Here is a 19,281-nt window from a genome sequence, read left to right as displayed (position 1 = left end):
GGGGTGGTGGGATTCACTGGATCGTTCATCGCTTCCTCGCCTTCGGGTCGAGGGCGTCACGTACGGCGTCGCCCATCATGATGAAGCTCAGCACGGTCAGCGCAAGAGCCATGGCCGGGTAGAAGAGCACCATCGGCTGGGTGCGCAACGAACTCTGGGCCTTCGAGATGTCACCACCCCAGCTGACGATCGTCGTCGGGAGGCCGATACCGAGGAAGGACAGCGTCGCCTCGGCGACGATGAACATGCCCAGGGCGACTGTGGCGTAGACGATGATCGGGGCTGCCGCGTTCGGCAGCACGTGGCTGGTCAGGATCTTCGTGGGTGACGCCCCGACGGCACGGGCGGCGGTGACGTACTCCTCGTTCTTGACGCTCATCACCGCGCCCCGGGTGATCCGGGCGATGGAGGTCCAACCGAACAGTCCCAGGACGAGTACGACGGTGGTGATGGTCCGCTGTTCCTTGAACATCTGCATGACGACGATCGCGGCGAGGACGAGCGGAACGGCGAAGAACGTGTCGGTGAGCCGGGAGAGCACGGCGTCGATCCAGCCACCGACGTATCCGGCGACGGAACCGATCAGGGTACCGATGAACACGACGAGCGCCGTGGTCAGGATACCGACGGTCACGGACGCCCGGGCACCGTAGATCGTCCGGGCGAAGATGTCGCAACCCTGCCGGTCGAATCCGAAGGGATGCCCCGCACGCGGCCCCTCCAGGGAGTTCGACAACTCGCACAGGGTGGGATCGGTGGAGGTGAACAGCCCCGGGAAGGCCGCCAGGAGCACCGCGATGAGAATCAGTGTGGCGGACACCCAGAACAGGGGGCGCCGACGCAGATACCGCCAGGACTCCCCCCACACGCTCGTGGGTGCGGATTCGTCGGCCACCGCGTCGACGGCGCCGAGGCCGGTTTCGTCGGTCTCCGCGATGAAGTGGTCCTGACCACGACGGTTCGGGGGGAAGAACGTCCCGGCGGCATCCTCGACTCCCGGGCTGGGCAGTGGCTTGTCAATGTTGTCATGCATAGCGGATCCTCGGATCAAGTACGGCGTAGAACAGGTCCACGAGAAGGTTCGCGACGATGTAGACGATGACCAGGACGGTCGTGAAACTGACCACCGTGGTCGGTTCGCCCTTCAGGATGGCGTTGAACATGGTGCCACCGACACCGTTGATGCCGAAGATTCCCTCCGTGACGATCGCTCCCCCCATGAGCGCACCGAGGTCGGCACCGAGGAACGTGGTCACCGGGATCATCGAGTTCCGCATCACGTGACGGAGCATGACGGAATTGTTGCTCAGGCCCTTGGCGCGCGCCGTGCGCACGTAATCGGCGGTGAGATTCTCGGAGACGGACTGACGGGTCAACCGGAGCACATACGCCAGGGAGACGGCACCGAGCACGGCTGCTGGCATGAGCAGGTTCTTGACCGAGTCATGCGGCCCGACGGTGGACGGGAGCAGGTTGAACTTCACCCCGACGACGTACTGGAAGACGAAGCCGATGACGAAGCTGGGGACGGCGATGACGATGAGGGAGACGACCAGCACGGTCGAGTCGAAGATGCCGCCACGACGGATACCTGCGATGAAACCGAATCCGACACCGATGACGGCCTCGAAGATCAGCGCCATCACAGCGAGCTTGATGGTCACCGGGAAAGCGGTGGCCATGACGGAGCTGACGGGTTGGCCGGAGAAGGTGGTGCCGAAATCAAGGGACAGGATCCCCTTCAGGTACAGCAGGTACTGGATGATGAACGGCTTGTCCAGATTGTATTCGGCCCGGATCCGCTCGGCGGTGGCCTCGGTCAGTCCGCGGTCACCGCCGAGCGCCTGGACCGGGTCACCGGGCATGAGGAATACGAGCGCATAGATGAGGAATGTCGCACCGAAGAAGACCGGAATCATCTGGAGCAGACGGCGCCCTACGTAACGCAGCATGGGGGTTCCTTCTGTCGAGGGAGTTGGGGGCGGAACATGCCCGGCCCCGGAAGGTACCGGGTTACCGTGCCAGGCCCCGGGTCGCCGAAAACGGGGACCCGGGGCCTGGCGTGAACCCAGCTCACCTGGGAACGGGACTCATCCGGCGATCGGGCCACCGCGGCCCGTACCGACCGGATGAGCTCCACGGTCGGTGAGGAGTCTGTGGTACCGGGGCATCCCGGTACCGTCGATCACTCCTTGGTGATCTCGTAGTAGATCGGCAGCGAGTTCCAGCCGAACTGGACGTTCTCGACCGCCGAGGACCAGCCGGCCGTGACGTTCTGGTACCACAGCGGGATCACGGGGAGATCCTGCAGCAGGATCTCCTGCGCCTCGTTGTAGAGCTTCGTGGCGTCATCGACACTGGACGCGCCGGCCGCCTGGTTCAGCTTGCCGTCGAAGTCCTTCGACGAGTAGTCGCCGTCGTTGGAACCGGCACCGGTGCCGTAGACCGGGGCGAGGAAGTTACCCACGGAGGGGTAGTCGGCCTGCCAGCCGGTACGGAAGGCACCGGAGATGGTGCGGTTGGTCACGTCGTCACGCAGGGACTTGAAGTCCGGGTAGGGGTTGCCCACCGCATCGATGTCGAGGGTGTTCTTGATGGAGTTCGCCACCGCGTCGACCCAGGCCTGGTGTCCGCCATCGGCGTTGTAGGAGATGGTGAACTGGCCGGTCCACGGGGAGATCTCATCGGCCTTCCGCCACAGTTCCTTGGCCTTCTCCGGGTTGTACTCGAGAACGTCTGCCCCCTTCAGGGAGTCACTGTGGCCATCGATGACGGGGGATGAGAAATCGGTCGCGGGGGAACGTGTTCCGTCGAAGATCTTGTCGGTGATCTCATCACGGTTGATGGACATGGAGAGCGCCTCACGGCGCAGCCGTCCCTCTTCACCATTGAAGTGTTCGAGCTTCTCCGGGATGGTGAAGGACTGGAAGATCGCGGCGGGCTCGTTGACCCAGCGTCCGTCGAGTTCGTCCTTGTACTTGGTGAAGGCCGAGTCCGGGATCGTGTCGAGGACGTCGAGGTTTCCGTCCAGAAGCGCGGCATACGCGGAGTCCGGTTTCGGGTAGAACACGAACTCGATACCGTCATTCTGCGGTTTGCGGCCACCGTCGTAGTTCTCGTTCGGGACCATCGTCAGGGACTTGTTGTGCGCCCACTCGGCGACCTTGTAGGGCCCGTTGCCGATGGGTTCCTGGCCGAAGGCGTCCATGTCGTCGAACGCGGCGTCGGGCAGCGGGCAGAACGCGTAGTACCCGAGGCGCAGCGGGAAGTCGGCCTCGGGCTGCGTCAGGGTGACGGTGAAGGTGTGGTCGTCGTTGACCTCGAGACCGGTCAGTGACTTACCCTCCTCGAAGCCCTCGATGGGCTCGAAGAAGTGGCTGGACAGGGTCTCATTCTCAACGGCGTAGTTCCATGCGTCGACGAAGTTCTTCGCCTTGACCGGGGACCCGTCGGAGAAGGTCTCGCCTTCCTTGATCTTGATGACGAACTTCTTGTTTCCATCCTCCGGCGTGATGGATTCAGCGAGATCGTTGTGGGCCTTGCCGTCGCCGTCGTAGTAGACGAGGCCGGCGAAGAGGTTCTCGACGACGCGACCGCCACCGGTCTCGTTGGTGTTCTGCGGGACCAGCGGGTTCTGTGGCTCGGAGCCCCAGGCCGTGACATAGTTGCCGCCACCTGAACCACTGCCCCCCTCGGAGTCGGATGAGCAGGCGGACACGGATACGGCGAGTGCGGCCGCGGTCATCGCGGCGATTGTCTTCTTCAGAGTCATGCGTGGGACCTCCAGTATGGGTGAACGGGAACCCGACAGTTGTGTTGTCTCGTTGTCAACTGCCAGTTTCACTGTGGGTCATCTTAACTGTGACCCACCTCAATTATCGAGCGCCCACCCACCCCTGTCACATCGGCGATCCGATACCACAGGCCCCACCCGCACGGCCGACGGTCTGGACCTGCACCTTCATCACTGCTCAACCGATTCAGCACACGGGTCCGTTATTGAATCGTTAGCATACTGACGATGAATGACAGATGAGTCGAGCCTGACAGGACACCCAATCCCGCGGTTCAGCGGGAAATGTCGGCCAGGACCGGGAACACCACCTCACGACTGAGCGGGGCCAACGAGGGGGCCGTCGACTCTACCGGGAAGAAGCGCGCCTCGGCGATCTCCGCCCGGACGGCCGGGACACGGTGCAGGGGGTCGTGGTGAATGAATACGTCGCAGTCGACGCTGCACCCGGCCTCGTTCGCGGCCCGTGCGCTGAAGCGACCGAGAAACGTGAGAGCCCCGGGTTCCAGGTCGAGACCGAGTTCCTCCGAGATCTCACGGACCGCGGCCCCGCGGCCCGTCTCACCCGGTTCGAGTTTCCCACCCGGCATCATGAACGCGTCTGTACCCCGCTTGCGCACACTGAGAACCTCCCCGTCGGAGTTGCGGAGAACGACGGCTGCGATCCGGATGACTGTCATGGTGGATGATCCTATCCACCGGCCACGACGAGATCGACGTCGGACAGAACGTTGGCCGCGTCCGCGGCATGCCGTTCCTCCGAGAGAGCCCAGTACTCCCACCAGTCACCGAACTCCGGGTCCCGGGCCAGGGCGCGGGCCCGACGCGTCTCCTGATCGAGTTCAACGCGGACGGTGACACAGGTACCACGTCGTCTCGCGGCCCGGAGATTCTCCGGGGTCAGCGTTCCAACCCCCTCGACGATGAGCACCTCCCCGGGATCCAGGGGCACCCACCCACCGGGACGGTCGTTCCCCCAGTCCCAGCGGGTGTAGCCGGGATCCACCGGTGCGAGCACATCGCGGGCCACCATGCGGCTCCCCTCGGCCAGTCCACCCCAACCGGGATAGAAATCGTCGAGGTGCACCACCTTGTGTCCGGTCCGCTCCGCCACCGCCCGGGCGAGCGTCGTCTTACCGGAGCCCGACCGTCCGCCGATGAGTATCGTGCGGGTACCCCGGGCGCAGACGTCTGCGAGCAGATCCACCGCGGCATCGAACGACACGACCCCGTCCATCACACCCCCAGGAACCGGAAGTCACCGGTGGCGACCGCGACGCCGAGCGACAGCAGGGAGACCGCGAGACAGCCCCCCATCAGAACCCAGTCACGCGGATGCAGCCGGGTGGGTCTCGCCCAGGTGCGGGTGATCTCCGCTCCGAACGCGCGGGCCTCCATGGCGGTGGCCAGCTTCGCTCCGCGACGCAGTGCCAGAACAAGGAGACCGAAGAGCATGGTGACACCACGGACGATGCGGCCGTCGTCGGCCAGCCCACGGGACCGCCGGGCTCTCCCCATCGCCTGCCAGTCGCGTCTGAACAGGGTTGCCAGACGCACTCCGGCGACAGTGCCGATGACGAACTTCGCCGGCAGGTGCCAGATCTGCGCGAGACTGTCCCCGAGATCCGTCGGGTCCGTCCTCCCGATCATCACGATGGCGGGCAGGCCGATGGCGAAGATGCGGACCATGATCGCCAGCGCAAGCTGAATCGAGTTGTCCGTCACGTGGATCCAGCCGTAGGAGAGGTACTCGGTACCCTCCGGTCGGCCGTACAGGACCATCGAGATCCCCGACAGTGGCGCCGCCAGGAACAGCGGCCACGCACGGATCGGCAGACTCCGGATCTCCGTCCCGGTGAACGGAAGTGCGATGAGGATGGCTCCGAGGCAGCAGGCTGCGGACACGACGTCGATCGACAGCAGCAACGGCGTGGTCAGAAGGGCGAGTCCGGCGATCCGGGCCACCGGGTTGGTGCGAGCGAGGAGATCAGGCATGCTTCCCCACCTCTATCCCGTGGTCCCCGAGAGCACCCGCGAACAAATCGTCGTGGGTGATCGACGCCAGTGTCACACCGGAATCGACCAGCCCGCGCAGCAGCAGCACCAACTCGGTGAACGTCCGACGGTCCTGCCCGAAGGTCGGTTCGTCGAGGATGAGGACCGACGGGGTGGTGACGAGCGCGGTGGCCACGCTCAACCGACGTTTCTGTCCCCCGGAGAGGGAGAAGGGATTCGCCTCCGCGAGATGGTCGAGACGCAGACGGACGAGGAGTTCGTCCACCCGCTCCCTGTCGGCGGCGGTGACCGCGTCCGCGGGTGTGTGACCGGTGAGCCGTCGCCACAGGCCGAGGCGACCGCGCCCACCAGCGGTGACGGCCGGGCCGATCAGCAGTTCCGAGCGGACCGTCCGGGCGACGAACTGGTGCTCCGGATCCTGGAACACGAACCCGATCCTGGTGGCCAGGTCGCGGGACGACCAGGAGTGCGGCCCACCCGACAGCCCCGAGGCAACGCGCTCGCCGGCGTGGACGGACCCGCCGAGGGGGTCGAGCAGACCCGCCAGTGTGAGCGCCAGGGTCGACTTTCCGGCGCCGTTCGGTCCGGTGATCACCGTGGATCGACCTTCCGGGAGGATCAGGTTGTGGGGTGGCCCCACGGCCCGTCCCTCCTCCCACCCGACGGTGAGGTCCACCGCGTCGAGCGCGGGGACGGGGGCAACGCCTTCCGCCGTCTCCGCGGGTGGGAGATCCAGCGGTATTCCGGGGACCCAGACCCCGTTGTCGGCCAGTCGGGTCCCCTCGGCGGCGATCACGTCGTCGAGGGGTCCGGCTGCGATCAGACCGCGGTCGGCGGTGCCGAGGACGAGTGCGTGGTCGACGACGCCGGACCAGATCTCCACCCGGTGCTCGACGACGATGAGGGTGGCTCCCGTCTCCCGCGCGACGCGGTCGACGGCGTCCCGGACCTCGGCGACGCCGTCCGGGTCGAGGTTCGCGGTGGGCTCGTCGAGCAGGATCAGGCGCGCCCCCATGGCGATGACGCCGGCGAGGGCGAGGCGTTGTTTCTGGCCTCCGGACAGTTCCGCGGTGGGGTGATCCAGGGGGAGATCGAGGCCGACCAGCTCCAGCGCGCGGGCTACCCGACGCCAGATCTCCTCGCGTTCGACGCCCAGGTTCTCACATCCGAAGGCGACGTCGTCGCCCACCCGGGAGGAGATGACCTGGGAGTCGGGGTCCTGCAGGACCATTCCCACGACACCGCGGGCCTGCTCGGGCGGGTGTCCGTCGACGAGGAGCGTGCCCTGCCGGTCCCCCTCGTCGTCGCCGCCGAGCACCCCGGCGATCGCGGCGAGGAGGGTGGACTTCCCGGAGCCGGACTCCCCGAGCAGTAGGATGCGCTGGCCCGGTTCGATGTCCAGGTCGAGTTCGGAGATGGTGGGGTGCAGACGCCCGGCGTGCCGCCAGCCGAAACCGGTCGCACGGATCGCCGCTCCCCGGGGCCCGGTACCGGTCAACGGATCCGGTGCCACGGTCTAGACCTGCCGCTGGCGTTCACGCCCGGCGGCGAAGCGGTCCAGTGCACCGGTCGCGGCCAGCGCGCGGACGAGGAGCCAGGAGCAGATGCCGGCGATGACCGCGCCGGAGACCAGGAGTGTGGCGAGGTAGGTGACCTGAAACTCGGTCGACTTACCGAAGTTGCCGGAGAGGAATCCCTCGAGGATCCATGCGCCGGCACCCGCTCCGGCGCCGGCGAGCGCGGCGACGACCGGGCCGAAGCGGCGGTAGAGGAAGATCGCGAGGATGATCTCCGCACCGAGGCCCTGCGCGATACCGGAGTAGAGGGTGCTGATCCCCCACTGGTTGCCGAGGCCGGCGGACACGGAGGCGGCGATGACCTCACAGAGCAGCGCCGCCCCCGGCTTGCGGATCACCAGGCCGCCGAGGACACCGGCGAACAGCCAGGGGCCGACGGCGAGGCCGCCGAATCCCGGGGTGACGGCGCTGATCGACTCATAGAAGGCGCCACCGGGGCCGTTGTAGACCCAGAACACCAGTCCTGCGGCGACCCCCAGGACGGCGAGTGCGATGATGTCGATTACCCGCCAGCTCTTCCTCGACGGTGCGGTGACCGTGATCGGTGTGCGGGTTTCAGGCACAGAAGTGCTCATTGTTTTCCTCATCTCCCTAGCGCCGGCATTACCCGGATCAGGTTGTTACGGTCACCGGTGCGCCGCGGGGTCGAACACCTCGCGGTCAACCGATGTCTCAGCCCGATTCACGCTCGGACACCCGTGGGACCGGGCCAATGATACAGACCGGCCGTGCCGGACGCGAGACGGCGGCGGTACCTCTGATCCGGCGGTTTTCCCCGGACCCACCCCCGAAAGGGAGATGCCCGGACCCGGGGACCCGGTGGTTGATCCGACACGGACCGGTGGACGGTGTTTCCGGTACTGGATTCCCGGGGCCGGGGTTTTGCGGCTATCCTGAAACGATGATGAGTAACAGGAGCCACAGCAGAACCAGCGGCCTCGCGAGCGTTCTGCTGTTCGGTCGACCGACCCGCGGTGGCCGGACCTCCGCGGTGCTGCTGGCGTCCCTCGCCGCGACCTCGGGCCTGGTGAGCGGCTGCGCCGACGACAAACCCTCGGAGGTGATCCTGGCAGGGTCCTCCGGTGCGGGATTCAGCTCCACGGTCACGACCGGGACCACGCCGTGGTCGACCAGCCCTCCGGACCCGTCCCGTGCCTGTCCCGCGGAACAGCTCGACGCGTCCGTCGACTCCACCAGTGCAGGTGCCGGCCACACCTTCTACTCGATCCGGCTGACGAACACCGGCACCCCCTGCACCGTGTCCGGGTACCCGGGAGTGTCCCTCATCGACGCCACAGGGAACCAGGTGGGAGCGCCAGCTGACAGGGAGATCGGGGCGAAAGGTGCCCCCGTGCGGCTCAATCCAGGTACATCGGCGGTCTTCTCCACCAGGTTCAGTCAGCCGTACGCCTACAACGCCGAAGCCTGCCAGCCCACCGAGCGCGCCCAGAGGCTGAAGATCTACCCACCGAACGACACCGGTTGGCTCACGGTCCCGGTGAGCCAACCGACCTGCGGTTCCGAACGGATCAGCACGATCACGGTCACCGGGGTGAGTGCGGGCTGATCACATCACCAGCGCACCCGCATCGGTCATAGCCTGCCGCACCGCGTCCGCCGACGTCATCAACAACGCCTTCTCATCATCGGCGAGTTCAGGTGCGACACGGCGCAGAATCCCTCCTCTGCCGATGACACAGGGCAGCGAGACAGAGACACCGTCCAATCCGTACTCGCCGTCCAGCGGATATGTCGCCGGGTACACGGCGCGCTCATCGAGCAGCACAGCCCGAGCCATCACGATCGCTGACTGCGCCACCCCCGCATTCGTCCAGCCCTTGGCGTTGAAGACGTCGTAGGCCGCCCTGACGACATCATGGGCGAGTTCATCCAGCTCATAGGGATCACCGCCGAACGCGTCACCGAGTCCGGAATTCGGCACACCAGCCACAGAGACCAGGCTCAACGCCGGAACAGCGGACAGACCGTGTTCCCCGAGCATCAGTCCGTGCACGGAACTCGGGTCGATACCGTGGCGATCCGCGAGGAGCCGCCGCATCCGTGCCGAATCCAGCATCGTTCCGGTACCGAAGACCCGCCCGCGGGGAAATCCGAACTCCGTCGCCGCTATGTGGGCCATCGTGTCGCAGGGGTTGGTGATCACGATGACTACCGGGTCGTGGGTCACCGCGGCGATGTCGCCCATCACCTGGCGGATCACCGCGGCGTTCGTCTTCGCGAGCTCGGCGCGATCCGGCACCCTGTTCTCCTCCGAGGGGATGATCGACGGGCCCGCCGCGACGATGACGACGTCGGCGTCCGCGCAATCGTCGTAGTCACCGGCGTGAACGTCGACGTTGACCCGCGTATTCAGTGCGGTCGCGTGATGCTGGTCCAGCGCCTCACCGACGGCGACGCCGTCGGCGGTGTCGATCAGCGCGATCTCACCGTAGAGCCCGGACGCGACCGCATCCGCGAGGACATAGGAGCCGACGTGCCCCAGTCCGACGATGACGAGTTTGTTCACGTGTGTGTTCATGTCTCCAACCCCCAGGGTGTCAGGTCGTCAGGAGGAGATCCGGTGGACAGGGTGGCGCCACAGCGCATCTCCATTTGTGCACCTCCGACGGTACCGCCAAACCCTCCACGAGGGTAGGTTCTTCAGACATGGCCAGTGGACTTCTCGACGCAGCGGTACTCCTCGGTATCGGGTTGCTCGGAATCGCCGTCGCCGCGGGTCTCGTCTTCCGCCGTGTCCGGGTACGACGGAGCTGGTACCGCACCGAGGGCACGGTCATCGATGCGGTCCCGCGGCCCGGCGCGCCCGCCAATGATCCGTTCCGGTGTGCGGTGATCACCTTCACGGGCCCGGACGGTGGCCTCCGCCAGTGGACCGACCCTCACCACACCTCCTTCGCCCGGGAGCAGATCGGCCAACGGGTCGACCTGTTCGTCACGAAGCACGGCACCGGTGACGTCCGCAGGCCCCCGACGGTCGACCCCTTCTTCTTCGTCGTCACGTTTCTCTCGGTCGGAGGACTGGCGCTCATCATGGCGGGAATCGTGCTCGGCACCGAGGCCACACTGCGGTAACCGGGGAGTCCGCCACGTACCATGGCGTGCCATGAAGGCAACCATGATCCACGCCCCCGGCGACATCCGCCTGGAGAGCCGCCCCGATCCGGTCATCACGGAACCGACCGACGCAATCGTCCGCACTGTCGCCACCTGTGTCTGCGGCTCCGACCTCTGGCCGTACCGGGGCGACAACGACATCCCGGAGCCGAACCCCATCGGCCACGAGTACGTCGGGGTCGTCGAGGAGGTCGGCTCGGCCGTGTCCACGGTCTCCCCCGGTGACTTCGTCGTGGGTGGGTTCCTCTACTCGTGCAACGACTGCCCGACCTGCCGTGCCGGCATGCACGCGAACTGTCCCCGGGGTGGCGGGTACGACGGCTGCCAGGCCGAGCTGATCCGGGTACCGCTGGCGGACGGCACCCTCGTGGCCACACCGGGTGTTCCGGACCGCGATCTCATCCCCTCGCTGCTGACGCTGTCCGACGTGATGTGCACCGGGTGGCACGCCGCGGTATCCGCGGGTGTCGGTGCCAGGGATTCGGTTGTGGTCGTCGGTGACGGCGCCGTAGGGCTGTGCGGCGTCATCGCCGCAAAACAGCTCGGGGCGGAGCGCATCATCGCGATGTCCCGGCACGCCGACAGGCAGGAACTCGCCCGCCGCTTCGGGGCGACCGACATCATCGCCGAACGGGGCGACGAGGGAGTGGCGGCGGTCAGGGAGCTCACCGACGGCATCGGCGCCGACCGTGCACTGGAGTGCGTCGGCTCCGAGGGCGCGCGCCGCCAGGCGGTCGACGCCGTGCGGCCCGGCGGGACGGTCGGGCTGGTCGGGCTGCCGCACGGAGGGCTGGAGGCCGAGCGGCTGTTCTGGAGGAACAAGGGGGTCCGCGGCGGGGTCGCGCCGGTGCGGGCCTACCTCGACGAGCTTCTGCCCCTCGTGTGGAACCGGGAGATCGACCCCGGCGCGGTGTTCACCGACCACTACCCGCTGGACCGGGTGTCCGACGCATACGCCGCGATGGATCAGCGGCGGACGGTCAAGGCACTGCTGTGGCCCTGACACATTCGCCGGTGGCGGCGTGCATCAGTAATACTGTGCCCATGCATGCACAGCTGACTGACCGACCGCGGGCCCTCTGATGGCCGGCGGACTGGCGGCCCTCCTCGACGATGTGGCCCTCATCGCCCGGACGGCGGCGGCCAGCGTCGATGATGTCGCGGCCGCCGCCGGCCGCACCAGCGCGAAAGCCGCCGGGGTCGTCGTCGACGATGCCGCGGTGACCCCACGGTTCGTCCAGGGGGTGCGACCGGCCAGGGAACTGCCCATCATCTGGCGGATCACCAAGGGCTCTCTGTTCAACAAACTCGTCATCATCCTTCCGCTGGCGCTGCTGCTCAGCGCGGTGGCCCCCTGGGTGCTCACCCCCATCCTGATGCTCGGCGGCACCTACCTCTGCTACGAGGGAGCGGAAAAGGTGTGGGAGAAGTTCTTCGGTTCCGGTGGGGGCCACGATACCCCGGTCCGCGAATCCGGTCCGGACGCGGAGGACCGGTTGGTGAAGGGCGCGATCACCACGGACCTCATTCTCAGCGCGGAGATCATGGTGATCTCCCTCAACGAGGTCGCGGCCGAACCGTTCTGGACCCGGACCTCCGTGTTGGTCATCGTCGCCCTGTTCATCACGGCCCTCGTCTACGGGGCGGTGGCCGTCCTGATCAAGATGGATGACGTCGGGCTGAAGCTGGCGAAACGCCCCAGCCGCCGTTCGAAGAGGTTCGGCCGGGCGCTGGTCTCCGCCATGCCGAAGGTCCTGGACCTCATGGCCGTGATCGGAACCTTCGCGATGCTGTGGGTCGGCGGGCACATCATCCTCGTCGGCATCGACGAGTTCGGGCTCCACGCACCCTACGGGTTCGTGCACCACCTGGAGGAGGCCGTACGAGGCCGGTCGGGTATCGGAGGCGCCGCGGCGTGGATCGTCAACACGTTCTTCTCCATGGTTCTCGGCCTGGCCTGGGGCGCGATCGTGTTCGGGATCATCCACAACCTGCCGCTCGGAAGAGGAAACACTGAGCCGACGGCATGAAAAGGCTCCGATCCCTCTCACCCGGGATCGGAGCCTCTACTGACGCGTGGTGCTCACCGCGCGGGAAATCTACCTGGCTGAGCTGAGTCGGCGGTAGAGGATGTAGCAGCCGGCGAGGAGGAGCAGGATCGGCAGGATCTTGAAGAATCCGACGACCGCACCGACGAAGGCGAGGATCAGGGCGATCGAGGAAAGAATGACGGTCGCTCCGCCGAGCAGGAGGGACACCCCCTTGTTGCGCTCCCAGGTGAAGAAGCCGGAGACGGCCGTGCAGATGGCGAGGACGGTGAAGGTGACGGTGGCACCGAACATGGTGTGTTTTCTCCTGTGTTTTCAGTGGGCCCGTGACGAGCCGGTCAATGTCGCGGCCGGTTTACCTCCGACCGCGGAACTCCGATGATACGTCACGTTCGCAGGGCGTTCCCGCACTGTGATGCCGGCTCGGTCTACTGCACGAACGTCAGGTAGATGAGCAGGAAGTTGAGGGCCACGATCGCCACCGAGATCGCGATCATCGCGGACCGCACCCACATGTTGTCCCGCCACTGCCCCATCAGCTCCCGCCTGGAGGTCATGCGCGCCAGCGGGATGATCGCGAACGGGATACCGAAGGACAGCGCGACCTGCGAGAGCACCAGTGCCCAGCTCGGGTCCGGGTAGAGCCAGAGGATCAGCAGTGCGGGAATCAGGGTGATCGCCCGACGGAGGACCAGCGGAACCCGGATGTGCAGCAGACCGGCCATGATCTCCGAGCCTGCGTAGGCGCCGACGGAGGTGGACGCCAGACCGGAGGCGAGCAACCCGATGGCGAAGATGACACCGATCGCCGGGCCCAGCGCCTCCTCGATCGCGTGGTGCGCGCCCTCGATGCTGTCGGTTCCGGGGACCCCACCGAGCGCCGATGCCGCGAGCAGCAGCAGCGCGATGTTGATGGTTCCGGCGAGGACCAGGGCCCACACGACATCGTGCTTCGTCGCCTTCAGCAGTCTCGGCAGATCACGCCCGAGTTTCGGGAACCGGTGGTTGACCAGGCTGGAATGCAGGTAGATGGCGTGCGGCATGACGGTCGCACCCAGCATCGAGGCGGCCAGCAGGACCGAGTTGGTGTCCGCGAAACGAGGCACGAGACCACCGAGAACCCCGGTGGCGGACGGCGGACTGATGACCAGACCACTCAGGAATCCGACGGTGATGATGAGCAGCAGACCGATGATGATGAACTCGAAGTGCCGCTGGTGTTCAGGGTTCTGGAACAGCAGCAGCCCCATGGAGATGGCGCCGACGATGGCCCCGCCGACGACGAGTGGCAGATCGAACATGAGATTCAGTGCGATCGCCCCACCGACGACCTCCGCGAGATCGGTCGCAGCGGCGACGAGCTCCGCCTGTCCCCAGAACGCCAGCCGCTGCCGCTTTCCGAGCCGGTCCCCCAGCAGTTCCGGCAGGGACCTGCCCGTGACCAGACCGAGCTTGGCGCTCTGGTACTGGATCAGCACGGCCATCGCGTTGGACAACACGAGCACCCAGACGAGCAGGTAGGCGTAGGTCGCCCCGGCGGAGATGTTCGCCGCGACATTGCCCGGATCGACGTAGGCGACCGCGGCGACGAACGCCGGCCCCAGAAGCGTTATGAGCGGACGCTTCACCACATCATCTGTCGGTGCACCGAATTCTGCAGTTTTGTTGGACGACATACCTGAATCATGCTCCTCCGGTCCGCTGTCCGCAACGCCGCGTTGCCTTAGGTAACTGACGGAGTCACGACCGGAGAGGCTCCGCCTACCGATGGCCCGGATTTCGGCGACGATCGCCCCCGTACCTGTTTCATCAGGCACCCCAGCAACTGCTGACCGATGTCAGGCTGTTACGGCGAGAACATCAGAGTCTCAAGTACCGAGTTCCGGATCAAGTCCCGGGTAGAATCCGTTCACATCATCATCCCGTCGCGCCACACGGAGAGATCCCGTTCATTCAGCGGATCACGATCATCTCACCGTGGGTCATCGTGAAACATGAATCCGGATTATTCGCCCAGCTCCGCCAGCCCCTCACCATCTCGTCCACGTCCGCATCAGTCGTCCCCAAAACGGTGGCGACCCGATCACGGAATACCGCCCCCGAGATGCGGTCGGCCTGACCGTTGCCCCACCACCGGCAACTGTCGGTGTCCGCGTACGTCCATGCGCTGGTCGTGATGACGGGATCGACGAGCCCCGCGGCGTGTGCCCACGCGCGAAGATGACGCCCCGCGTCCGGCTCTCCGCCGCTGCGCTTCGCGAGCTCCCGGTACGTGTTCCGCCACCGTTCCATCCCCGGGTAGTGCGGATACCAGGACATCGCCGCGTAATCGGCGTCCCGTACCGCGATAACCCCGTCCGGAGCGCAGACCCTGTGCATCTCCGTCAGCGCACTGACGGGGTCAACGACGTGCTGGAGCATCTGATGCGCGTGCACCACCTCGAACGATTCGTCCGGGAACGGAAGCTGAAGAACATCCCCCACCACGAAGCGGGTCCCCGAATCGCCTCGATCCGCAGCCATCTGCCGGGCGGCACCCAGCGGTTCGGCGGTGTTCTCGAGCCCGATCACACGCCCCTCTGGGCCGACGATCTCCGCCAGATCGAGAGTGATGCTTCCGGGGCCGCACCCGATGTCGAGAACACTCATTCCCGGTTTCAGGTACGACAGGAGGTAGCCACAGGAGTTTGCCGCGGTTCGCACGGAGTGTGAGGCGAGAGTCGCTGGGTCATGGCCGTGGACGTAGCGCACAGGTTCACCGCCACCGAGGAAGGAACGTTGCATGGGTGAAGTCTATGTGTCCGGGACCGACGCCCCGCGAACCCACACCAGGCGGCCCGGGTTGAGGGGCAACGGGCCAGGTCCCGGGACCGCGGCCCCCGTGCACGACACCCGATACGGATCGCCGATCCGTTGACCGGGACTGTCTCTCACTCACGCTCCGCCTCCGCGACTCAGATCAGTCGAAGGACAGACTGTGACCGGCCGGGTCACCGTTGGATGCGACCGGCCTCAAGCACCAGGTCCTTGAGCGGCCGGATCCCTTCAGGAGTCTCAAGTGCCCAAAACGCGAGACCACCCATGTTGGTCACGCCCAGGAAGTGGGCGGCTTCTTTGAGCGACTCGAACTGCTCCATACCGTCGATCACCAGGATGCCGTCATCATTGATGACGGCATCGACCACCCAGTCAGGGGCCACTGGATCGAGAAGATCGCCGGGAGCCAGGATTCCGGACTCGATCAACTCGGCCAGAGAAGGCTCATCGATCGTTTCGGCAACCTGCGGAACCCGCTCCGTCGTCTTTCCCACGGTCGATCCAGAAAGAAGCTGATAGGCGTCGCGGGTGACCCCGGCCATGAGGCTCCGCCTCTCGTTGAGGAAGTCCTCATAGCCCATGTTCTCCCAGCCCCGGGGAAGCGCATGCCAGTACATCTGCTTCTCCAACCACTCAGCAGACACGGAACGCTCCTCGACGAGCTTCGGCCAATAGTCCGACGGCGGACCATCCGCGATCCTGATGTTGGTGTTCCAGTCCGTCGGAGCGAAGTTGGCGGCCTGGTTGATCCGCTTGATGTCGGTGATTCCCAGTACCTTCTCCTGGTACGCCCGCGGGAACAGGTGATGTCCTTCGGTTCCCTTGACCGCAGGTTGGGAGGGATCCATCCAATCGACCACGCGATCATCCAACATGAACATCTTCGCGTCGAGCACGTTGAGGGCCGCCAGGTAGCACTGATAGTGCGGGGAAAGCCCCGGTCCTGAGGTGATGAGATTCTGCGGAAGGTTGTACTCCCAGAAATCCGGGGTCAGCTGTGAATCGATGATCTCGTTGAGCAATGCCACGAAGCCTCCGGCATCCCCCTCATCAACACTGGAGACACGATCGAGGTCCTTCTGGATCTGGGACTCCGACGAACCCGTGTACCGGCCGGTCAACTGGGCCATGAACAGCCAACGTGCAATGAGATTCCGTAGGACAGCCAGTTCCACACGGTACTGCGTTCGCCCCAGGAGGAAGACAACATAGGAGTAGATGATGTTCATGTTCGACGTCAGGTTCGCGGCCTGACGGAAACCCGCAGTCCTGATCGCCCGCACATACTCCGTCCAACTGACCGGGTTCGTGACCACCGGAAGTGCGGACCTGAGTTTCTCGAGCTCGGCTTCCTGCCGGGATGAATCGACCTGGCCCGTGGTCTTGTCTTTCGCCCGCAGTGCAGCGTACGCATCCTGGAGTCGACCGCGCCCCTGCCCGACCGCGACCAGGGCGCGGACGACGTGGCCGGTCTCTATCTCGATGTAGGGGTTCTGGGCCGTCCAGGTGACCGGAGCGCCGGCGATCTCCGAGGCTCGTTGCGGGCTGATCCTCGAATTCCTCGCGAACGCCTCGATCTGTTCGCGCCCCTCCGGCCAGAAGACACTGAGCCAGGTCAGGATGTAGTCGTAGGCCTTCAGCCGAACTCCCTCAGAATTGATCCGGACGAACACATCCGCCACGAGCTTCTTGTCCACGTTCTTCTGGATGTGCACCACAGTGAATTGGTAGTTCTTGAGCTCGGTGAGTCGTGCGAAGATGGACTCCACGCGCTCCTCCTCGTCCTCCGAGAGTTCGACCCCCGCACTCTCACAGCGTTTCAGGAAAGCTTTGCGGGCGGCGATGGGCGAGGTGAAGCAGGTCGAGATGTCCTCGACCCACTGCACTGACTTCGCCAGCGCGGGTGTACGGACCTCAAATCTCTCGCTGAACGGGTTGAAGGAGATGACGATTCTGCGCTGTCGGTAGGCTTCATCCCGGACAGGATGCCCCTGCATGGCCGCATAGAGACTGGTCAACCGCTGTTGACCGTCGATGATCTGATGGCTCGCGGACAGCTGTGCGGAAGCACTGATTCCTCGCGTCTCACCCTCCGCGGACACATCCCAGAACATCAATTCACCGACCGGGTATCCGCGGTACATCGAGTCAAAGAGATCCCGAACCTTGGTCGCGGGCCAGACGAAGGGCCGTTGGAGATCCGGAAGTTGAACCTGGCCCGTGCTGACACCATTGACGAGCTGCCCCACCTGCCAGGGGACGGTCTTGAAGATTGCGGTCATGTTCTACCTTCCACCCGGGCTTCCGTGCCCTCGGATATATCGGGGACAAACACATTCAACCATCAGTCCGTTGGCGGCCCCTATGACGGCCACCGTGTGCGGGGAACACGGCCAGCCTGGCCGGGTTCCTGGCGATGATCCCATGACGGCCACCGTGTGCGGGGAACACAGTTACCGTTCCATCGGCCGGAGACAGGTACCGAGACCCACGGATCGAGCTATTTTCCATCGTAGAACCGCCCCTCCCGTGAACGACCCCGATAGCGCCCCTGTTTTCCTGGCAGACACGGAAAAAGCCCCTGTCACCACTTCAGTCAGCTGCAGCGGCGACAGGGGCTGTAGAGCGTGAATCAGACGTTGAACTTGAAGTCCACCACGTCGCCGTCAGCCATGACGTAGTCCTTGCCCTCCTGGCGGACCTTGCCGCGGGCCTTGGCCTCCGCCATGGATCCGGCTTCGTCGAGGTCAGTGAAGGCGACGATCTCGGCCTTGATGAAGCCGCGTTCGAAGTCGGAGTGGATCACGCCGGCGGCCTGGGGGGCGGTGTCACCCTTGTGGATCGTCCAGGCACGGGATTCCTTGGGGCCGGCGGTGAGGTAGGTCTGCAGGCCGAGGGTGTCGAAGCCGGCGCGGGCGAGGGAGTGCAGGCCCGGCTCGTGCTGGCCGACGGATTCGAGGAGCTCGGCGGCCTCCTCCTCGTCGAGCTCGAGGAGCTCGGTCTCGGTCTTGGCGTCGAGGAAGACGCAGTCGGCGGGTGCGACCAGGTCGCGGAGTTCCTGCTTGCGGTCCTCGTCGGTCAGGACGGTCTCGTCGGCGTTGAAGACATAGAGGAAAGGCTTCGCGGTGAGCAGGTGGAGTTCGCGCAGCGTTCCGAGGTCGATCTCGTCCTTGGCCTTGAACAGGGTGCGGTCGTCCTCGAGGATCGTCTGCGCCTTCTTGACGGCCTCGACCTCGGCGGCCCTGGACTTGTCCTTGCGGGCCTCCTTCTCCAGGCGCGGGATGGCCTTCTCGATGGTCTCGAGGTCCGCGAGGATGAGTTCGGACTCGATGACCGCCATGTCGCTGACGGGGTCGACGCGTCCGTCGACGTGGATGACGTCGTCATCGCTGAAGACCCGGACGACCTGGCAGATGGCGTCGGATTCGCGGATGTTGGCGAGGAACTTGTTGCCCATACCCTCCCCCTGGGACGCACCCTTGACGATGCCCGCGATGTCGACGAAGGACACGGTCGCGGGCAGGATGCGCTCGGACCCGAAGATCTCGGCGAGACGCTTCAGGCGCGCGTCCGGCAGCTCGACCAGCCCGACGTTGGGTTCGATGGTGGCGAACGGGTAGTTCGCCGCCAGCACATCGTTGCGGGTCAGTGCGTTGAACAGGGTTGACTTGCCGACGTTGGGCAGTCCGACGATTCCAAGAGTAAGGCTCACAGTCGCACATCCTATCAACCTCCATCACGCGGACGGGACAACGCCGGAGCCACCGCGACGCACGCCGGTGGCGACTTGTCATGATCCGCTCCCTCCCAGACCACCCACGTTCCCACCCGACGGGCATCTTGTTCCATGCAGTGAAATGAGCTGCTAGAGTCATGCGAGGTTAAGAAAACCCGT

18 protein-coding genes are annotated in these 19,281 nt (G+C 65.5%); 4 read left to right on the top strand and 14 right to left on the bottom strand.

Annotation, left to right across the window (positions count from 1 at the left end; all coding sequences use genetic code 11):
- Nucleotides 1-25: 25 nt before the first annotated feature.
- From JIM95_RS08335 to JIM95_RS08300, 8 genes are all read right to left on the bottom strand, one after another.
- The gene (locus JIM95_RS08335) at nt 26-1,033 is read right to left on the bottom strand and encodes an ABC transporter permease (protein WP_200259944.1); all 1,008 of its coding nucleotides are present in this window, start codon (nt 1,031-1,033) and stop codon (nt 26-28) included.
- Entirely contained in the window at nt 1,026-1,952 is a 927-nt protein-coding gene (locus JIM95_RS08330; protein ID WP_200259941.1) for an ABC transporter permease, read from the bottom strand. Before JIM95_RS08330 ends, JIM95_RS08335 begins: the two co-directional genes overlap by 8 nt.
- Before the next feature lie 233 nt (nt 1,953-2,185).
- Nucleotides 2,186-3,772 carry a peptide ABC transporter substrate-binding protein gene (locus tag JIM95_RS08325; protein ID WP_200259938.1) on the bottom strand — a complete coding sequence of 529 codons (1,587 nt, stop codon included), beginning with the start codon at nt 3,770-3,772 and terminating at the stop codon, nt 2,186-2,188.
- 296 nt (nt 3,773-4,068) lie between these two features.
- Entirely contained in the window at nt 4,069-4,473 is a 405-nt protein-coding gene (locus JIM95_RS08320; RefSeq protein ID WP_200259935.1) for an NUDIX hydrolase, read from the bottom strand.
- 11 nt (nt 4,474-4,484) lie between these two features.
- Nucleotides 4,485-5,018: an AAA family ATPase gene (locus tag JIM95_RS08315; protein ID WP_248113530.1), complete on the bottom strand. Its 534-nt coding sequence runs from the start codon at nt 5,016-5,018 to the stop codon at nt 4,485-4,487.
- An 11-nt stretch (nt 5,019-5,029) separates the two neighbouring features.
- Nucleotides 5,030-5,788 (bottom strand): energy-coupling factor transporter transmembrane component T family protein, encoded by a 759-nt coding sequence (locus JIM95_RS08310; protein WP_200259929.1) that lies wholly within the window; start codon nt 5,786-5,788, stop codon nt 5,030-5,032.
- Nucleotides 5,781-7,322 (bottom strand): ABC transporter ATP-binding protein, encoded by a 1,542-nt coding sequence (locus tag JIM95_RS08305; RefSeq protein WP_248232451.1) that lies wholly within the window; start codon nt 7,320-7,322, stop codon nt 5,781-5,783. Before JIM95_RS08305 ends, JIM95_RS08310 begins: the two co-directional genes overlap by 8 nt.
- Nucleotides 7,323-7,325: 3 nt before the next feature.
- A complete protein-coding gene (locus JIM95_RS08300; protein ID WP_200259926.1) occupies nt 7,326-7,961 on the bottom strand; it encodes an ECF transporter S component in 636 nt (211 codons plus the stop codon).
- Nucleotides 7,962-8,290: 329 nt separating this feature from the next.
- On the opposite strand from JIM95_RS08300, the gene JIM95_RS08295 reads away from it, so the two are divergent.
- Nucleotides 8,291-8,953 carry a DUF4232 domain-containing protein gene (locus JIM95_RS08295; protein WP_200259923.1) on the top strand — a complete coding sequence of 221 codons (663 nt, stop codon included), beginning with the start codon at nt 8,291-8,293 and terminating at the stop codon, nt 8,951-8,953.
- Here the strand turns inward: JIM95_RS08295 and JIM95_RS08290 are convergent, their stop codons facing one another.
- Complete coding sequence (locus tag JIM95_RS08290; RefSeq protein ID WP_200259920.1) at nt 8,954-9,925, bottom strand: lactate/malate family dehydrogenase; 972 nt, start codon at nt 9,923-9,925, stop codon at nt 8,954-8,956. It lies immediately after the preceding gene.
- 128 nt (nt 9,926-10,053) lie between these two features.
- On the opposite strand from JIM95_RS08290, the gene JIM95_RS08285 reads away from it, so the two are divergent.
- The 3 genes from JIM95_RS08285 (at nt 10,054) to JIM95_RS08275 (ending at nt 12,551) form a co-directional block, all read left to right on the top strand.
- Nucleotides 10,054-10,479 (top strand): DUF3592 domain-containing protein, encoded by a 426-nt coding sequence (locus JIM95_RS08285; RefSeq protein WP_200259918.1) that lies wholly within the window; start codon nt 10,054-10,056, stop codon nt 10,477-10,479.
- 31 nt (nt 10,480-10,510) lie between these two features.
- Nucleotides 10,511-11,524 carry a zinc-dependent alcohol dehydrogenase family protein gene (locus tag JIM95_RS08280; protein ID WP_200259915.1) on the top strand — a complete coding sequence of 338 codons (1,014 nt, stop codon included), beginning with the start codon at nt 10,511-10,513 and terminating at the stop codon, nt 11,522-11,524.
- A gap of 79 nt (nt 11,525-11,603) precedes the next feature.
- Nucleotides 11,604-12,551: a DUF808 domain-containing protein gene (locus tag JIM95_RS08275; RefSeq protein WP_200259912.1), complete on the top strand. Its 948-nt coding sequence runs from the start codon at nt 11,604-11,606 to the stop codon at nt 12,549-12,551.
- Nucleotides 12,552-12,620: 69 nt separating this feature from the next.
- Here the strand turns inward: JIM95_RS08275 and JIM95_RS08270 are convergent, their stop codons facing one another.
- The 5 genes from JIM95_RS08270 to ychF all read right to left on the bottom strand — a co-directional run bounded on the left by JIM95_RS08270 (nt 12,621) and on the right by ychF (nt 19,098).
- On the bottom strand, nt 12,621-12,863 hold the full coding sequence (locus JIM95_RS08270; RefSeq protein WP_200259909.1) for a hypothetical protein: 243 nt from the start codon (nt 12,861-12,863) through the stop codon (nt 12,621-12,623).
- Nucleotides 12,864-12,997: 134 nt separating this feature from the next.
- Nucleotides 12,998-14,245 (bottom strand): Nramp family divalent metal transporter, encoded by a 1,248-nt coding sequence (locus tag JIM95_RS08265; protein ID WP_200259905.1) that lies wholly within the window; start codon nt 14,243-14,245, stop codon nt 12,998-13,000.
- Nucleotides 14,246-14,522: 277 nt separating this feature from the next.
- Nucleotides 14,523-15,353, bottom strand: coding sequence for a methyltransferase domain-containing protein (locus tag JIM95_RS08260; RefSeq protein WP_200259902.1), 831 nt, complete (start codon nt 15,351-15,353; stop codon nt 14,523-14,525).
- Between the two features lie 206 nt (nt 15,354-15,559).
- The gene (locus JIM95_RS08255) at nt 15,560-17,668 is read right to left on the bottom strand and encodes a GmrSD restriction endonuclease domain-containing protein (RefSeq protein WP_200259899.1); all 2,109 of its coding nucleotides are present in this window, start codon (nt 17,666-17,668) and stop codon (nt 15,560-15,562) included.
- Between the two features lie 350 nt (nt 17,669-18,018).
- A complete protein-coding gene (ychF, locus tag JIM95_RS08250) occupies nt 18,019-19,098 on the bottom strand; it encodes a redox-regulated ATPase YchF (protein ID WP_200259896.1) in 1,080 nt (359 codons plus the stop codon).
- Between the last annotated feature and the right edge of the window lie 183 nt (nt 19,099-19,281).

Source organism: Corynebacterium antarcticum (assembly GCF_016595285.2).
Taxonomy (GTDB): domain Bacteria; phylum Actinomycetota; class Actinomycetes; order Mycobacteriales; family Mycobacteriaceae; genus Corynebacterium; species Corynebacterium antarcticum.
This window is presented reverse-complemented; position numbering and strand designations above follow the sequence as displayed.

Bases quoted from the DNA above. Each gene is read 5' to 3' on its own strand.
- JIM95_RS08290 (WP_200259920.1), bottom strand. From the start codon at position 9,925: ATGAACACACACGTGAACAAACTCGTCATCGTCGGACTGGGGCACGTC.
- JIM95_RS08275 (WP_200259912.1), top strand. From the start codon at position 11,604: ATGGCCGGCGGACTGGCGGCCCTCCTCGACGATGTGGCCCTCATCGCC.
- JIM95_RS08270 (WP_200259909.1), bottom strand. From the start codon at position 12,863: ATGTTCGGTGCCACCGTCACCTTCACCGTCCTCGCCATCTGCACGGCC.
- JIM95_RS08320 (WP_200259935.1), bottom strand. From the start codon at position 4,473: ATGACAGTCATCCGGATCGCAGCCGTCGTTCTCCGCAACTCCGACGGG.
- JIM95_RS08285 (WP_200259918.1), top strand. From the start codon at position 10,054: ATGGCCAGTGGACTTCTCGACGCAGCGGTACTCCTCGGTATCGGGTTG.
- JIM95_RS08295 (WP_200259923.1), top strand. From the start codon at position 8,291: ATGAGTAACAGGAGCCACAGCAGAACCAGCGGCCTCGCGAGCGTTCTG.
- JIM95_RS08260 (WP_200259902.1), bottom strand. From the start codon at position 15,353: ATGCAACGTTCCTTCCTCGGTGGCGGTGAACCTGTGCGCTACGTCCAC.
- JIM95_RS08265 (WP_200259905.1), bottom strand. From the start codon at position 14,245: ATGTCGTCCAACAAAACTGCAGAATTCGGTGCACCGACAGATGATGTG.
- JIM95_RS08280 (WP_200259915.1), top strand. From the start codon at position 10,511: ATGAAGGCAACCATGATCCACGCCCCCGGCGACATCCGCCTGGAGAGC.
- JIM95_RS08255 (WP_200259899.1), bottom strand. From the start codon at position 17,668: ATGACCGCAATCTTCAAGACCGTCCCCTGGCAGGTGGGGCAGCTCGTC.
- JIM95_RS08310 (WP_200259929.1), bottom strand. From the start codon at position 5,788: ATGCCTGATCTCCTCGCTCGCACCAACCCGGTGGCCCGGATCGCCGGA.
- JIM95_RS08300 (WP_200259926.1), bottom strand. From the start codon at position 7,961: ATGAGCACTTCTGTGCCTGAAACCCGCACACCGATCACGGTCACCGCA.
- JIM95_RS08330 (WP_200259941.1), bottom strand. From the start codon at position 1,952: ATGCTGCGTTACGTAGGGCGCCGTCTGCTCCAGATGATTCCGGTCTTC.
- JIM95_RS08335 (WP_200259944.1), bottom strand. From the start codon at position 1,033: ATGCATGACAACATTGACAAGCCACTGCCCAGCCCGGGAGTCGAGGAT.
- JIM95_RS08325 (WP_200259938.1), bottom strand. From the start codon at position 3,772: ATGACTCTGAAGAAGACAATCGCCGCGATGACCGCGGCCGCACTCGCC.